This window comes from Clostridium sp. AM28-20LB, assembly GCF_003480665.1.
GTDB lineage: Bacteria > Bacillota > Clostridia > Lachnospirales > Lachnospiraceae > Otoolea > Otoolea fessa.
The window spans coordinates 91651-106409 of record NZ_QUJN01000006.1; the positions used below are offsets into that span (position 1 = coordinate 91651).

Here is a 14759-nt window from a genome sequence, read left to right on the forward strand (position 1 = left end):
CTGTCAAGAGGTGAGTGCTAATTTTTTTGTGAAGAATTTGTGAACAGCGCAATTATTCAAGGATAGGCACTTTTGAAACCGAAAGTGCCGTGACGATAACAGGCAGACACCTTCGCTCTGAAAGTGCCTGCCTGTTACGGAGCAGTTCCTGTGTTTTTATATGATTTCTTCCACTGGCGGGTGCTGCTGTTTCCGGGTCCAGTAGATATAATATCCGATATTTAGTACAATGCCGACGATCGTAGAAACGGGGGCTGCGAGACCGATCTTGGTCAGGCTGGCATCCGGCTGGATACTCATGAAATACGCTAGCGGGAGACGCACCAGAAGTGTCTGGATGAGTCCCTGTGTCATAACCCAAAGTGTCTGGTTATTTCCGTTGAAATATCCGATCATGCTGAACAGAACCGCGGTCACGATGGACTCGAGTGCGAATCCTTTCAGGTAATCATAGCTGTTCTGGATGACCGCCGCATCCGTCGAGAAGAAGCCGGACAGGACATCGCCTTTTAGGAGAACCAGGGTAAAGACGATACAGCCGACGCACAGACCGACGCCGATTCCCGTAAAAAGGGTGTGCCTGGCACGTTTGACTTTCCCTGCCCCCACGTTTTGGGAGACGAAGGAAGCCATCGACTGCATCAGGGCGCTCGGGACAAGCATGGCGAAATTGACGATTTTGCATGCTACACCGTAACCGGAGGACGCTTCCAGTCCCAGTCGATTGACAAAGGCGCACAGGGCTAAGAAGGAAAGCTGGGTTAAAAATTCCTGAAGCGCCAGCGGCAGTCCGATGGAAAGAAATTTCGGACACTGGGTGTTGAAGCGGAAATCGTGCCGGGTGATCGTAAATGGCAGAGTTTTCTTAATTAAAAGAATAATCGCGAAAATAACGCTGAGCGCCTGCGCGGAGACGGTCGCGATGGCGGCACCGGCGGCGTCCATATGAAGACCAGCTACCAGTGCGAGGTCGCCGATCACATTGACGATGCAGGCAACCAGGACAAAGAGAAGCGGTGACTGGCTGTCACCGAGCCCGCGGAAGATGGAGGACAGCAGGTTGTAGGCGACGATGAAGAAAATGCCGCCTCCGCAGATGCGGATGTAGCTGGCGGTCTGATCCACCGCCGCCTCGGGTGCCTGCATGAGAATGGCGATCGGGCGGGCAAAAAAGACCATGACGACGAATAAAACGGCGGAAATGATCGTAAATACAATCGAAGCTCCGCCGACAACTGCGCCGATCTGCTGCGGTTTCTTTTCACCGAGATAGCGGGCGATCAAAACGGTGATACCCATAGCGAACTGAATTACGACGAAGGTGACGAGGTTTAAGACCTGGCTGCCCGTCGAAACGGCGGAAAGACCGGAGGTCGAACCGAACCGTCCAACCACCAGCAGATCGACCGCGCCGTATGCCGCCTGCAGAATCAGTGCACCGAGCACCGGAATCATGAAAGCGATCAGTTTTTTCAGGATACTGCCCTGTGTAAAATCAGCTTTATCATTATTCATGGGAATCCCTCCGTTTGCACATAATCTGATAAAATGTCTCCATCGTCTGAATCATCTGGCGGGCGTCCTCCTCAGTAATGGTGTCTAAAGACGGGGCGAGCGCGCTGAAGTATTCGGTGTCATACGTCTGTGAGAGCGTCCTGCCCGCTTCGGTGATGGAAATGTAGGTAACACGCCCGTCGTTCTGCGAGGTTTTCTTTTGGAGATAACCGCCCGCTTCCATCTCCTTGACAGTCCGGGTCACGCCTGGGCGAGGCAGGTTCAGCGCATCGCTGATGTCCGATATTTTTACATGGATGCCGTTTCGCTCCAGCGACTGGATGACATCCAGATATTGAATATAGGAGGAAGTGACTCCCTTCGGCAGCGGCGGAAGCATATCCCGGATTCGTTTGCCCTGATAACAGGCGTCCAACATCCGCTTGATTGTTTCGATGGTCATATGGAAAGTCTCCTTATCAAATAGTTACTTGTGATAATTACCGTGGGTAATTATAGTGGAGGAGTGAGAATTTGTCAAGAAAAAATACCGCCAGCTCCCGGGATGGGCGCTGACGGCGCGTGTTGTTATAATGTAAGGGCAGTTGTGTTACGGTTATTTTACTTCAACCAGCTCAATCTTAAAGTTAAGCTCCTTACCAGCCATCTCATGATTGGCATCAAACGTGATATTTACCTCATTCTTTGCGATAACCTTGACCGGGAACGGCTGTCCCATCTGGTTGGTTAAGTATACCTGCTGTCCAACTTCCAGTTCCTCGGAACCTGGCAGTTTAGCGATCTCCAGTTCCAGAATGGCGTTCGGATCCGGCATGCCGTAAGCTTCCTCCGGCATCAGGTGAATCTCTTTCATCTCGCCTACTTCCATATCAGCGACAGCGGCATCGAAGCCTTTGATCATCTGACCGGCACCGCAGACAAACTCAAGGGGTTCGCCACGATCGTAGGAAGAATCAAACTGTGTTCCGTCATTAAAGGTTCCTTTGTAATGAGTGCGGCAGGTTTTGCCGACATTGCGTCCTGTGATTTCAGACATGATAAAATCCTCCAAAAGATATTGATATGCGGTAATGGGAAAATCCGCCTCAAACGGCCGTTTTCCGGTAAATTCGTGTGCATATGCTACCAGTATACTAAAAAATACAGGAACATTAAAGCTCTTTTTCAGAACCTTCTTTGGCGGCGCATTCCTGGCAGAGGCCATGCAGCAGATCACCGCTGCATTGGAGCAGAAAGCCATGCTCTTCTAGGAGATGCTGACGGAGTTCATCCATGAAATCGCAGTCAAGGTGAAACAGGCGTCCGCAGCGGGTACATTTAAGATGAAGATGCTCCATACAGTGGGCACCTTCTCCGGCATATTGGTAAACGGCTTTGTCATTTTCAGCATCTGGATATTTGATAACGATGTGCTCTCGGCACAGTTTGTCTAAAAATCGGTAAATGGTGGTAGTATTGGTTTCTGCCCGTTTTTCTTTCAGATAATTTTGTATATCGGCAACGCTTACCGTGCTGGAAGCGTGCTCTTTCAGGTATTCGAGAATCTCAGTCCTTGTTTTGGTTGTATATGGTTTTCGGATCGAAGTCATACGGCAATATCTCCTTTGTCTGTTAGCTCCTATTTTAGCGGTGAAGGGAGGAAGCGTCAAGCCGCATAAGAATAAAATGCAACTCGTTTGCAAATTAATCTTGACGATGTAAAAAAAGAGTGCTATATTAATAAACGCAAATTACTTGCATTTATTAATGTGTAGAGCAGAAGACACAAAGCCTGCTGTTGACAGGCAGGTGCTTCTGCAAATGCTATGCGATAACCTACAGCTGAAAGGAGCAGACAGAATGAAAAAGAAAAGTGTGTTTATGGGAATGATAGCAATCTCTGCACTCGTGTGGATGACGGGCTGTGCCGGAAGGGCGGTGGAATCGTCCGATATAGAGACCGAACAGGAGGAGAAAGACGGAAGCGGGGAAACAGAGACGGATGTAATAAGCATCGATGGAGACAGGTTAAAGGTCATGGCGAGCTTTTATCCGATGTATGATTTTGCCCAAAAGATAGGCGGCGATCGGGTGGAGGTGACGAATATGGTGCCGGCGGGAACGGAACCTCATGACTGGGAACCGGCAGCTTCTGACATCAAGAAGTTGGAAGAGGCAGATATTTTTATATACAACGGAGCCGGAATGGAGCACTGGGCTGCCGATGTGCTTACGTCGCTGGACAATAAAAACCTGATTGCGGTGGAAGCATCTACGGGAATTGATCTGCTGGAAGGCTCAGAGCATGAGGAGGAAGAAAACGGAGAGAAGGATGAGCATGCAGAAGAGATTACCTATGACCCCCATGTGTGGTTAGCGCCGGAAAATGCGAAGAAGGAAATGGAAAATATAAAAGATGCACTTGTATCAGCGGATCCAGATCATCAGGAGTATTATGAGAAAAACTACCAGACCTATGCGAAGAAGCTGGATGATCTGGATGCAGAGTATCAGGAAAAATTATCGGATGTGAAAACACGGGATGTGATAGCTGCACATCAGGCATTTGGGTATCTGTGCCAGGCATACGGTTTAAACCAGAGCGGAATCGAAGGATTATCCGCAGATTCAGAACCGGATGCAGCCCGGATGAAGGAGATTGTGGATTTTGCAAAAAAACATCAGGTTAAGACCATCTTCTTTGAGGAGCTGGTAAGTCCGAAGATATCGGAAACGATTGCAAAAGAAATCGGAGCGCAGACAAAGATGTTAAATCCATTAGAAGGGCTTAGTGATGAGGAATTAAAAGCAGGGGCGGATTATTTTTCTGTAATGGAATCAAATCTTGAGACATTGGTGGAAGCACTGAATCAGTAAAGAAAAGGGAGCGGGCATGAAGATAGTGGATGTAGATCATCTTTCATTTGAATATGGGAACCGCAGAGTGTTACATAATTTAAATTTTTCAATCCGGCAGGGCGATTATGCAGTGCTGACAGGGGAAAATGGAAGCGGTAAAAGCACATTGATGAAAGTATTGTCGGGAGAGTTGGAGTCGGCAAAAGGAAGGGTTGTGATAGCAGGAAGTGATTCTTTGACAGCAGCGCTTCATCGAATCCGCATCGGCTATATGCCGCAAAATGGAACCAGCCGCAACGCATTTTTCCCGGCAACGGTGGAGGAAATCATGGAAACCGGAATGTATCATCCATTCTGGAAAAAGTGGGCTGTTAAAGATAAAAAGGAAAGAATATGCCGGACATTGGAAGAAATGGGAATGAAAGATGCGTTAAACCGGCGGATAGGGGAACTTTCCGGTGGCCAGCAGCAACGGGTTATGTTGGCACGTGTGTTGATTTCCAAACCTCAGCTTCTCCTTCTGGACGAACCGGCTGTCGGAGTGGATCAGGAGTCCCTTCGGCAGTTGGCAGCGGTATTAAAACGCAGAAATCAAGAAGAGGCGATGACAATTTTTTTGATTACCCACGGAAATCAAGCTGTATTTTCCGGAGCAAATCGCTTTTTTAAGATGGAAGAAGGAGGGGTAGAGGAAAAATGAGTATTTTCGAGTATGGATTTATGCAGAGGGCATTTTTAGTAGGAATTTTGCTGGCTGTTATTACGCCGCTGATTGGCATGACGGTAGTACTTAAACGGATGTCGATGGTGGGAGATGCACTGGCCCATGCTTCTTTAGCAGGGGTAGCGATCGGAATGCTGTTTGGAATCAACCCGGTAGCCGGAGCAGGCGGTATCTGTGTGGTGGCAGCGCTGGCAATTGAGGCGATTCGGCGTCGTCTTCCCCGGTATTCAGAAAATGCGATTGCGATCGTTATGTCTGCTGGAATAGGTCTTGCCGGAGTATTGTCCGGATTTGTTAAAAACAGTGCTAACTTTAACAGCTTTTTGTTTGGAAGTATCGTGTCAATCAGCACAGCGGAACTTTTGGGGGTATGTGCTGTCAGCGCAGCGGTACTGCTGCTTCTTATTTTATTTCGGAAGGAACTTTTTTATATAGGATTTGATGAAAATGCAGCCAGAATCTCGGGAGTTCCGGTGCGTAAGGTGAATTTTCTATTTACTGTTTTAACAGCATGTACCGTATCGATCGCATCAAGAACCGTGGGAACCTTAATTATTTCTTCGATGCTGGTGGTTCCGGTAGCGTTTGGAATGCAGATGGGAAACAGTTATCGGATGACGGTTCTGTGGTCTGTTTTGGCAGCGGTCGGGACAACGATTCTTGGATTGTTTATCTCGTACTATTGGGGAACAAAACCGGGTGGTACAATTGTACTTCTGGAAGTCGCGTGCTTTGTGGCAGCTCTTGGAATCAAAGGAAAGGAGATGGGACGATGACAACACCGGTTTATATCGTAGAAGGGTTTCTGGGCAGCGGAAAGACGAAACTGATAGAAAATAGTCTTCGTCTCAGACATTGCCGGAATGTACTGATTTTTCAGTTTGAAGAAGGAGAAGAGGTACTGGATACAAAGGAGGCAGAGAGGTGCAGTTGGAAAATCCGGAGCTGGGATCGGGATGAGCTGGAGACACATCTGGAAGAGGTAGCAGACAGAGTGGAGGTGGAGCTTGAAATCCACCGCTATGAAGAGATCTGGGTGGAGTGGAACGGAATGGAACGTTTTGGAACACTGGAGAAGCTTCTCCTGTCCAATGCGCTCCGACGAAGGATTCATATCGAAAGGGTAATGTATCTGGCAGATGTGGAAATGGCGGGAATGATGCTTGGACAGACCGGGGAAGGTCCGATTTCACAGGTAGCTTCTAGTGATGTGATTTACTTGAGAAATACGGAAGATGAAAACGCGGTAAAGCAGTTGGAGCATATGTGCAAAGCACTGGCGCCATCGACAGAAGTCTGGGAATATTCAAAAGAAGCCCTGTTGGATGAATTGGGAAAACAGAAGGGAAGCCCGCTGTTAGAATGGCTCGCTTTTGCGCTGCTTGCCTGTTTTTTACTGATGGTAGTGGCACTGGCAGAACAGCGAGGCGTGCCGTTGATCCGCTATTTTACTATTTTTATGGGAGTGTTTTTGCAGGCGGTTCCATTTTTACTCTTGGGTGTCCTGATTTCCTCGGCCATTCAGGTCTTCATTCCGGTAGGGGTTCTGGAGCGGATATTTCCGTCTAATCCGGTCTTTGCGATGGGAATGGGAATTGGAGCCGGATTTTTTTTGCCGGTGTGTGACTGTGCGTCGATCCCTGTTTTCCAAGGATTACTGAAAAAAGGGGTTCCGCTTCCGGCTGCCATCTGTTTTATGACGGCAGCACCAATTGTAAATCCCGTTGTACTTCTTTCAACGTATTATGCTTTTAATGGGAGTTTTCGGGCAGTTTTTTACCGGACCGGTCTGGGAATCCTCTGTTCCTTTTTGATTGGCACCAGCTTTTTCATCCGGAAACCGACGGATTATTTGAAAGGAGAAGCTGGAAACACTTCATTTTGTACCTGTGGCTGCTATCGGGAGAGCAGAAGCGGAAGGCTGGGCAGGGCAGAACAATTTTTGTGGCATGCCCGCATGGAATTTTACTCGGTTGCCAGGTATCTGGTTGTGGGAATTGCGGTATCCACCCTGTTTCAGGCGGTGAATCTGGGAGTTTTAAAAGAATGGGGGGCTTCCTGCCTTCCGGTGGCGTTGTTTGCGGCGATTCTGCTGGCATTTCTGCTTTCTCTGTGCTCGTCCTCGGATGCAGTGGTGGCGAGAAGCATGGCGGGAACTTTTTCAACGGTTCCGCTTCTTGGATTTCTCGTATTTGGACCCATGATGGATATCAAAAACGTGATGATGCTGCGAGGATATTTTAAAGCATCGTTTATTGTCAGGCTGGCGCTTACGGTATTTGCAGTCTGCTTTGGAGTGGTGCTTACAGCAGGACTTCTGGGAGGAGGAATGGCAGGATGAGAAGGCATTATATCAATCCGGGGGCACTCATTGAGGCAGTGATAAGCCTCCTCTTTGGACTGAAACTCTTCTGGATGGCGTATACAGGCCAGTATCTTCTCTTTGTGACTCCCAGGATGAAAGGGTATCTGTATTTTGCGGCGCTGGTAATGGCAGTCTGGGCATTTTCCTGCTTTGCCTGGATCGGGATACCGGAATACCGGCAGCATCTGAACCGGACGCTGGTTCTTCTAATCCCACTCATGGCGCTGCAGCTGCCATATCAGGCGCTGGGGGCATCGGGGAATATGTCCTATTCCAGCCAGGGACTGGTACAGGCGGGGCGTCCGAGAGAAGAAAGCGGACAGAATGAGAAGACGGATAAGCAGGCTGTGTCTGGCGAGAGTGAAGCGGCAGTGACACAGGCAGCGGATATGTATACCGGCTCGTCTGATGACGGGACAGAATCCCTAGAAGAAACACAGGGCGGTAATATAGATGAAACAGCAGGAGCACAGGAAGATTCAGAAAGGATCGAAACGCCTCCTGGGCTGGATACAGAAAACAGGCGGATTGTCGTGGATGATGCCAGTTTTTATCCGTGGCTGGTGCAGCTCAGCTATTATCCGGAGATGTACGAAGGATATGAAATCCAGATGCATGGAACTGTTTACCGGGATGATACACTCACAGTGGGGCAGTTTGGCTTGATCCGTATGCTGATGAGCTGCTGTGTGGCAGATCTGCAGCCCTGCGGACCGCTGTGTATCTGGGATCAGGCGGAAACTCTTTCACAGGATGAATGGGTGACAGTCACAGGAACCTATCATTATGATGAAGAGAAAGGAATGGAGATTCAGGTCTTGAAGGTAGAAAAAGCAGAGGCGGCAGAGGATGAATACGTATATCCGGTTTATTGATGTCGGCCGTTCGGCTTGAACAGGGAGAGGAAATGTTTGCGGAATATTTCCTCTCCCTGCTTTTTGCTTTATAGGAACGTGTGTCCGGAGTCTTCATACGGTGGGCTGCCTGCCATGCGTGAAGAAGAGGATAGAAGAAAATGCTTCGTCCTAATTCTCCCACCGTATCTGTTCCCCCTGTACCAGCGGAAATCTTGAAAGAGTCTCCCCGTCCAGGTTCTCCCGGTTCATATCCACTGCCGTGATCTGATGGTTTTCATATGTCGTGTAGTAGTAAATCCCCTTATCCGCGTTGCAGCAGGAGGTGTAGAGTGTGATTTCATATTTTCCATCGGAGACCTCGCAGCATCCGCGCTGCTGGTCAACCGAACCTAGGATATGGAAAAACTGGCTGACACTTTCTAGCTCGGATGCGCCGGAGCGGGCATTTGATTTTGTAAAAGCGACCCGTGCAAACCGGGAAGCGGAGGAGAGGTCTCCCGGAAGTCCGAGAGCGCCCATGCCGCGGCTGTAGGTTGTAAGCGGCAGATCGGCAGAAAATGTATTCTGCGGCTGCTTCGGGGACAAGTTCATGTAATTGTTGAGGGAGAACAGCTGCTGCGGGAACGGCGGATTGTTTGTCAGGACACCCACCGGATTGTCGTAGATATGCAGCCCGTCCGCCATCGGCTCGATGACGATGCATTCATTTTTATCGGCAAGAATCCAGTGAAGCTGCGCCGGGGCAAACTGCTCGTTGAATGGGGTGTCGGTCAGTAGCATCTGGGAGAGGCGGATGCGAGCCTCTTTCACGGACGCGCACTGGCTGAGAATCCAGGGGATGAACTCAAACTGTGCGATGTTGTCATGATCCTCCTGCGGCTTCTGGTAGGAAGCATTGCCGACGAAATTCAGTCCCGCCATGCAAAGCCCCTTCTCATTAAAAGCATCATAATAAAGCGGATAATCCCCCGCCACATGTGCCATGCCGATGATGGCATAGTGGGTAGAAACCGCGCTTGCGTGGCGGAAAGTAAGTGGATAGTTGCGAGGTGTGACGGTTACTTCGTCCCCGTAAGAAAATTCATAATCTAAGGTTCTGCCGAAGTAGAAATCGGCGGTTTTGTAAGTTGCGGCTGTACACATATATGGTCTCTCCTTTTTATCTCAGTCGAGAAGACTCCCACCTCTTCAGGTGGTGAGTAATAGCAAATTTGTCTCACGGACGTTCGACTTGAAATTAAAATTTTTTGTATTTTTAGTATAACAGATTTTTCAGCGAATATAAAAAAGAATATGAAAGTACATTTAAAAATTTCCGCGTTGCTTACAATCATGTTCCGGTGTATAATACACAAAACAGAGAAAAATAGTAGGAATTAGCGGGAGAGTAAAAAATAGATAGAAAAAAGAATGGAAAACAGGAGGAAGTCATCATGGCACAGATTGAGATAAACGAAGCCCGCATCCGCGCCGAATTCGGCGAGTTGGCGCGGATCGACTCGGAAAGTTTCGGGGAACGCGAGCTGGCGGATCGCCTGAAGGAAAAGCTCACAGAGCTGGGAATCCAGGCAAAGGAAGATGACACAGCCGAGAAAATAGGAGGCAATGCGGGAAATCTGTTTGGAACGTTAAAGGGCGGGCTGCCGGGCACGCCGATCCTGCTGTCCGGGCATATGGACACGGTCGCGCCGGGAATCGGAAAGAAGCCGGTTTTTCATGAGGACGGAACCATCACTTCGGATGGAACCACCGTGCTTGGCGCGGACGATCTGACCGGGGTAATCGCCATCTTAGAAGGCATCCGTGCCGTGCAGGAGGCAGGAATCCCGCACCGGGATATCGAGATCCTCTTTGCGGCGGCGGAAGAGCCGTTTACAAGAGGAAGCTCGGAGTTCGATTTCAGCCAGATGAAAGCGAAGGAATCTTACGTTTTGGATGTAACTGGACCAGTCGGGACAGCGATCCTGCAGGCACCGACGATCCTTTCCTTTGAGGCGGCAGTCAAAGGGCGTGCAGCACACGCCGGATTCGAGCCGGAGAAAGGCATCCACGCGATTCAGACGGCGGCCCGCGCGATTGCCGCATTGAAGCTGGGGCACGTGGATGAGGAAACAACCCTGAATGTGGGCTTGATTTCGGGCGGTTCGGTTGTGAATGCCGTTCCGGAACTCTGCACCTGCCGGGGCGAGATCCGCAGCTACAGCCATGAAAAGGCAATGGAGACCCTGGAAGATGTCCGCCATGTCTTTGAAACCGCCGTCAAAGAGGCGGGGGCAGAGCTTTCTTTCACACACCGCCTCCATGTTAAAGCCTTCCATCTGGAACCGGACGCGCCGGTGGCAGTTCATTTTGCCGAGGTCTGCCGCACCCTGGGAATCGAGCCGAAATTCGGCAGCACCTTCGGCGGCAGCGACGGAAACACGATGATGCAGCACGGAATCCCATGCGCGGTGCTTTCATGCGGTATGTACGATGTTCATTCCGTGCGGGAGTATGCGAAGATAGGCGATATTGTAAATGGGGCGAGATTGATCGCGGAGTTGATTACGCAGGGGTAAGAGGCGAGTATAGAGTAAACTTCACAAGTGTTGATAAGACCGTTTGACGATATGCAGCATAAAATATAGTCGAACGGCTTTATTATTTTATTCAAATAAAAATATAGCCGTTCGAACAAAATTTCAACAAAAATACAGAGAGTTTTATCGTAATGATTTCGTAAGAAATTGTCTATATACTTCGGAGGGGAGATCTGATATTATATGAATAAGAAACTAGAAAAGCAATTTTGTAAAAATAAAAAGCGATAACAAATATTTTATGAGATTTTTTGCTTAGATAGAATCGAGAGGTGATCGATATGAAGAAAAAATTCTGGCTGACATTATACAATTTAGGCGTCTCTATTTTATTCTTATTGTCATTGTACAGTTATGCAAAAGGCATGGCAGGCTTTTCCTTATTTTTAGCGCTGGCAGTTTTTGGAGAAATTGCGGCAAGGGCTTTTATTGAATGCAAATACTTGCAGGAGAGTCCAGAGATAAAAGAGGATACGGCTTATCGAATCACGAAAGTATTGCGATTGCTTTGTGAAATTATCTTGATCATAGGAGTATGGCGGATTCGTTTTAAATAGCCACATTCTAAAAATAATGCTTATGATATATTCCATATTCAATGAAAGAGGAGGCATCCGTCCATCAACCTCGGTTGCTTCCTCTTTCTCTATCTATTTCAATCAAAATCTATTTCATCATATCGCGTAAAACCGTCAATATTTCCATCGCCGCTGCTTCCTTACTCATCTGCTCCAGATGGCGGGTCTGCTGCTTATCGATCAGCGTGATGACGTTTGTATCGGTTCCGAATCCGGCGCCGGCTACCTTTAAGTTGTTGGCAGCGATCAGATCCAGATTTTTGCGTTCCAGCTTGCCGCGGGCGCGTTCCTCGAGCTGGGAGGTCTCCATCGCGAAGCCGCAGAGCAGCTGTCCCGGACGTTTGTGTGCGCCGAGGTAGCTTAAAGTGTCCTCAGTGCGCTCCAGCGCCAGGCTCAGATCGCCGTCGGATTTCTTGACCTTTTCATCAGAAACGACTGCCGGACGGTAGTCAGCGACGGCTGCCGCCTTGATGATAATGTCCTGTTCCTCACTCCGGGAGGTGACTGCTTCAAAGAGGTCGTGTGCGCTTTTGATGTGGACAGTATTGACAAATGGAGGCGGAGTCAGTGAAGTTTCGCCGGTGACGAGTGTCACGTCGGCACCGCGCAGCATCGCCATCCGTGCCAGCGCATAGCCCATTTTTCCGGTCGAATGGTTCGTGAGGTAGCGCACCGGATCGACCGCTTCCTGGGTCGGACCGGCGGTCACAAGGATCTTCTTTCCAGCGAGATCCTTCGGGTAGGCGATCGCGCGGAGAATATATTCCAGGATCAGCCCCTCATCCGGGAATTTGCCCTTTCCGGAATCGCCGCAGGCGAGCAGACCGCTTGCTGGTTCGATGATGGTAAAGCCGTAATGTTCTAACAGGCGGAGATTATCTTGGGTAATAGGATTCTCATACATCCGTGTGTTCATCGCCGGAGCAATGATGCGCGGGCACTGGCAGGCTAAGAGCGTGGTCGTCAGCATATCATCGGCAAGTCCGTGTGCCAGTTTGGCGCAGACATTGGCAGTCGCCGGGGCGATGATCGCCAGATCCGCTTTTTTCGCCAGCTCGATGTGTTCCACTTCAAATTTAAAATTCCGGTCAAAGGTGTCCGTCAGGCATTTATTGACGGTCAGGGTCTCAAAGGTAAGCGGTGTGATAAATTCCATCGCATTTTTAGTCATAATCACGTGTACATCCGCGTGCTGTTTCTTTAAAAGGCTGGCAAGGTTCGCCGCCTTGTATGCGGCGATTCCGCCGGTTACTCCCAAAATAATCGTTTTTCCAGTTAACATGATATATATCCTTTCGGTTTGTACTCTGGTTTTCTGGGTCATTTTCGAACAGCATAGCATCTGGAGGAAAAATTGTAAACCCTTTTTGGCTTCCGTTCTCTGCCAGATTCTTTGGTAAGCGCATATAACAGGAGAGGAAAGAAACATGTATTTTGTGAAAAGACAATAAAAAACAGTACATATTCTGGTAGAATTGTTGGTTGTATGTTGAAAAGTGATGTGATATAGTGTGGAAGTGTCTGCTGACTGGCCTGGTTTTCACTGGATGTGAACAGGGACAGGCGGCAGCAGTTGTATTGTATCCCATAGAAAACAGGCACTGAACGTGCTGGCAGCAAATCCGCGGAAAGCGGCAGAAGAAACTTCTGCCGGAATGTGCGTATCTGCATACGGATCTGTATCTGAGATGGAGAATCATACCGGAAGAGACGGGGAATTAAAATGCCCTGGCTCGCAGCTTTTCTGGATGGTATCGCCGGAAAGAACGGAATTTGTAAGGATTTTATGCACATGATATTGGCGCAGGTGAGCGGCAGTCTGGTGAACAAAAGGTGCAGCAGGTTTTCAAATCGGGAATAATAACAAGGAGGAAAATTTCATGAACACAACAAACAACACATCTAAACTTGTCATCTTAGGTCTTATGACCGGCATTCTTCTGCTGATGGCGTACACTCCCCTCGGATATCTGAATATTGGACCGCTGGCGATTACATTTAATGTGATTCCGGTTGCGATTGCGGCGATCACGCTGGGACCGGCAGGCGGCGCAGCGATCGGTGCAGTTTTTGGCATGACCAGCTTTTTACAGTGCATCGGCATCGGCGGCAGCAGTGCGATGGGCGCGATGCTTTTCAGCATTAACCCGTTTTTGGCATTTGTACAGAGATTCGTTCCACGTATGCTGGACGGTCTTCTGTTAGGCTACATTTTCCAGTTTGTACGCCGCAGAACCGATGCGTACATGGCAAGTCTGGTAACCGGATTCTGTTCCGCGTTTTTAAATACAGTTTTCTTTATGACGGCTTTAGTCGTTCTGTTTGGCAATACCGAATATATGCAGGGGCTGATCGGCGGAAAAAATATCATCCTGTTCGTATGCGGTTTCGTAGGAATCAATGCAGTATGCGAGATGGTATCGTCCACAATCATCACCGGTGCAGTCGGCGCAGCGCTTTACCGGGCAAAATTTGTACCGGCTCTGGAAAAAAGCAGGGGGTAAGACAGTATGATTTTGGCATTGGATATCGGAAATACGAATGTGGTTCTCGGTTGTATTGCGGATGGGGAAATTCTCTTTACCGAGCGGATGGCGACAGACAGCGGGAAAACAGAGCTTGACTATGCGATTTCCCTGAAAATGGTGCTGGAGCTGCGGGAAATCAAGGTAAGTGAGATCACCGGCGCGATCATCGGTTCGGTAGTGCCGCCGGTTACATCCCTGATGCGGGAGGCGATCCGCAAGGTGACGGGGCAGGAAGCTCTGGTCGTCAATGTGGATATGAATATCGGTCTGGAAGTGCTGATGGACAATCCGTCCTCCGTCGGTACCGATCTGATCGTCGGTGCCGTCGCGGGAATCAACCGGTATCCGGTGCCGCTCATTCTGATCGATATGGGAACGGCAACCACCATTTGTGTGGTGAATGAGAACAAGCAGTACATCGGCGGCATGATTCTGCCGGGAATAGGTGTATCGATGAATTCCCTGACCAGCCGGACCGCCCAGCTTCCGCGCATCAGCCTTGACCCGCCAAAGCGCCTGATCGGCAAGAATACGGTTGAATGTATGCAGAGCGGCGCTCTCTATGGCAATGCGTCCTGCATCGACGGCATGGTAGATCGGATTGAAGAGGAACTCGGCCAGAAAGCCACCGTTGTAGCCACCGGCGGTCTTGCCAGAAAAATCATTCCGCTGTGCCGGCATCAGATAGAATTAGATGATGAATTGTTATTGCGGGGGTTGTGGATTATCTATAAGAAGAATAAATAAGATAAAAGCGGCTGGAAAAAATCAAGCC

General features: G+C 49.1%; 15 protein-coding genes. 9 read left to right on the top strand and 6 right to left on the bottom strand.

Annotation, left to right across the window (positions count from 1 at the left end; genetic code table 11):
- Nucleotides 1-156: 156 nt before the first annotated feature.
- The 4 genes from DW739_RS11935 to DW739_RS11950 all read right to left on the bottom strand — a co-directional run bounded on the left by DW739_RS11935 (nucleotide 157) and on the right by DW739_RS11950 (nucleotide 3104).
- Nucleotides 157-1515 (bottom strand): MATE family efflux transporter, encoded by a 1359-nt coding sequence (locus DW739_RS11935; RefSeq protein WP_117796633.1) that lies wholly within the window; start codon nucleotides 1513-1515, stop codon nucleotides 157-159.
- Nucleotides 1508-1957 carry a MarR family transcriptional regulator gene (locus tag DW739_RS11940; RefSeq protein WP_117796634.1) on the bottom strand — a complete coding sequence of 150 codons (450 nt, stop codon included), beginning with the start codon at nucleotides 1955-1957 and terminating at the stop codon, nucleotides 1508-1510. The genes DW739_RS11935 and DW739_RS11940 overlap by 8 nt, the downstream gene beginning before the upstream one ends.
- A 153-nt stretch (nucleotides 1958-2110) precedes the next feature.
- Nucleotides 2111-2551 (bottom strand): peptidylprolyl isomerase, encoded by a 441-nt coding sequence (locus DW739_RS11945; protein ID WP_117796635.1) that lies wholly within the window; start codon nucleotides 2549-2551, stop codon nucleotides 2111-2113.
- Nucleotides 2552-2666: 115 nt separating this feature from the next.
- Entirely contained in the window at nucleotides 2667-3104 is a 438-nt protein-coding gene (locus DW739_RS11950; protein WP_117796636.1) for a transcriptional repressor, read from the bottom strand.
- 250 nt (nucleotides 3105-3354) lie between these two features.
- On the opposite strand from DW739_RS11950, the gene DW739_RS11955 reads away from it, so the two are divergent.
- Genes DW739_RS11955 through DW739_RS11975 form a run of 5 tightly spaced genes read left to right on the top strand, consistent with a single transcriptional unit; the run spans nucleotide 3355 to nucleotide 8317 of the window.
- Complete coding sequence (locus DW739_RS11955) at nucleotides 3355-4371, top strand: metal ABC transporter substrate-binding protein (protein ID WP_118743115.1); 1017 nt, start codon at nucleotides 3355-3357, stop codon at nucleotides 4369-4371.
- Nucleotides 4372-4387: 16 nt separating this feature from the next.
- Nucleotides 4388-5053 carry a metal ABC transporter ATP-binding protein gene (locus tag DW739_RS11960; protein WP_117796638.1) on the top strand — a complete coding sequence of 222 codons (666 nt, stop codon included), beginning with the start codon at nucleotides 4388-4390 and terminating at the stop codon, nucleotides 5051-5053.
- Nucleotides 5050-5853, top strand: a complete 804-nt coding sequence (locus tag DW739_RS11965) for a metal ABC transporter permease (protein ID WP_117796639.1) — start codon at nucleotides 5050-5052, stop codon at nucleotides 5851-5853. Before DW739_RS11960 ends, DW739_RS11965 begins: the two co-directional genes overlap by 4 nt.
- Entirely contained in the window at nucleotides 5850-7418 is a 1569-nt protein-coding gene (locus DW739_RS11970; RefSeq protein WP_117796640.1) for a permease, read from the top strand. Before DW739_RS11965 ends, DW739_RS11970 begins: the two co-directional genes overlap by 4 nt.
- Entirely contained in the window at nucleotides 7415-8317 is a 903-nt protein-coding gene (locus tag DW739_RS11975; RefSeq protein ID WP_118743116.1) for a TIGR03943 family protein, read from the top strand. Before DW739_RS11970 ends, DW739_RS11975 begins: the two co-directional genes overlap by 4 nt.
- A gap of 150 nt (nucleotides 8318-8467) precedes the next feature.
- On the opposite strand, the gene bsh is transcribed toward DW739_RS11975, so the two are convergent.
- Nucleotides 8468-9442 (bottom strand): choloylglycine hydrolase, encoded by a 975-nt coding sequence (gene bsh / locus DW739_RS11980; RefSeq protein ID WP_118638433.1) that lies wholly within the window; start codon nucleotides 9440-9442, stop codon nucleotides 8468-8470.
- A gap of 290 nt (nucleotides 9443-9732) precedes the next feature.
- Here bsh and DW739_RS11985 point away from each other — a divergent pair, with 290 nt between their 5' ends.
- Both DW739_RS11985 and DW739_RS11990 read left to right on the top strand, forming a co-directional pair.
- Nucleotides 9733-10857 (top strand): M20/M25/M40 family metallo-hydrolase, encoded by a 1125-nt coding sequence (locus DW739_RS11985; RefSeq protein ID WP_118743117.1) that lies wholly within the window; start codon nucleotides 9733-9735, stop codon nucleotides 10855-10857.
- 302 nt (nucleotides 10858-11159) lie between these two features.
- The gene (locus tag DW739_RS11990; RefSeq protein WP_118524019.1) at nucleotides 11160-11435 is read left to right on the top strand and encodes a hypothetical protein; all 276 of its coding nucleotides are present in this window, start codon (nucleotides 11160-11162) and stop codon (nucleotides 11433-11435) included.
- A 109-nt stretch (nucleotides 11436-11544) separates the two neighbouring features.
- On the opposite strand, the gene coaBC is transcribed toward DW739_RS11990, so the two are convergent.
- The gene (coaBC, locus tag DW739_RS11995; protein WP_118570676.1) at nucleotides 11545-12738 is read right to left on the bottom strand and encodes a bifunctional phosphopantothenoylcysteine decarboxylase/phosphopantothenate--cysteine ligase CoaBC; all 1194 of its coding nucleotides are present in this window, start codon (nucleotides 12736-12738) and stop codon (nucleotides 11545-11547) included.
- Nucleotides 12739-13336: 598 nt separating this feature from the next.
- Between coaBC and DW739_RS12005 the strand changes: the two genes are divergently transcribed.
- A complete protein-coding gene (locus tag DW739_RS12005) occupies nucleotides 13337-13960 on the top strand; it encodes an ECF transporter S component (protein ID WP_107001715.1) in 624 nt (207 codons plus the stop codon).
- Between the two features lie 6 nt (nucleotides 13961-13966).
- Nucleotides 13967-14731, top strand: coding sequence for a type III pantothenate kinase (locus DW739_RS12010; protein ID WP_107001714.1), 765 nt, complete (start codon nucleotides 13967-13969; stop codon nucleotides 14729-14731).
- Nucleotides 14732-14759: the final 28 nt, after the last annotated feature.

Excerpts from the sequence above, each read along its gene's own strand:
- DW739_RS11955 (WP_118743115.1), top strand. The coding sequence starts at position 3,355 with ATGAAAAAGAAAAGTGTGTTTATGGGAATGATAGCAATCTCTGCACTC.
- DW739_RS11975 (WP_118743116.1), top strand. The coding sequence starts at position 7,415 with ATGAGAAGGCATTATATCAATCCGGGGGCACTCATTGAGGCAGTGATA.
- DW739_RS11940 (WP_117796634.1), bottom strand. The coding sequence starts at position 1,957 with ATGACCATCGAAACAATCAAGCGGATGTTGGACGCCTGTTATCAGGGC.
- coaBC (WP_118570676.1), bottom strand. The coding sequence starts at position 12,738 with ATGTTAACTGGAAAAACGATTATTTTGGGAGTAACCGGCGGAATCGCC.
- DW739_RS11945 (WP_117796635.1), bottom strand. The coding sequence starts at position 2,551 with ATGTCTGAAATCACAGGACGCAATGTCGGCAAAACCTGCCGCACTCAT.
- DW739_RS11935 (WP_117796633.1), bottom strand. The coding sequence starts at position 1,515 with ATGAATAATGATAAAGCTGATTTTACACAGGGCAGTATCCTGAAAAAA.
- DW739_RS12005 (WP_107001715.1), top strand. The coding sequence starts at position 13,337 with ATGAACACAACAAACAACACATCTAAACTTGTCATCTTAGGTCTTATG.
- DW739_RS11965 (WP_117796639.1), top strand. The coding sequence starts at position 5,050 with ATGAGTATTTTCGAGTATGGATTTATGCAGAGGGCATTTTTAGTAGGA.
- bsh (WP_118638433.1), bottom strand. The coding sequence starts at position 9,442 with ATGTGTACAGCCGCAACTTACAAAACCGCCGATTTCTACTTCGGCAGA.
- DW739_RS11990 (WP_118524019.1), top strand. The coding sequence starts at position 11,160 with ATGAAGAAAAAATTCTGGCTGACATTATACAATTTAGGCGTCTCTATT.
- DW739_RS11985 (WP_118743117.1), top strand. The coding sequence starts at position 9,733 with ATGGCACAGATTGAGATAAACGAAGCCCGCATCCGCGCCGAATTCGGC.
- DW739_RS11960 (WP_117796638.1), top strand. The coding sequence starts at position 4,388 with ATGAAGATAGTGGATGTAGATCATCTTTCATTTGAATATGGGAACCGC.
- DW739_RS12010 (WP_107001714.1), top strand. The coding sequence starts at position 13,967 with ATGATTTTGGCATTGGATATCGGAAATACGAATGTGGTTCTCGGTTGT.
- DW739_RS11970 (WP_117796640.1), top strand. The coding sequence starts at position 5,850 with ATGACAACACCGGTTTATATCGTAGAAGGGTTTCTGGGCAGCGGAAAG.
- DW739_RS11950 (WP_117796636.1), bottom strand. The coding sequence starts at position 3,104 with ATGACTTCGATCCGAAAACCATATACAACCAAAACAAGGACTGAGATT.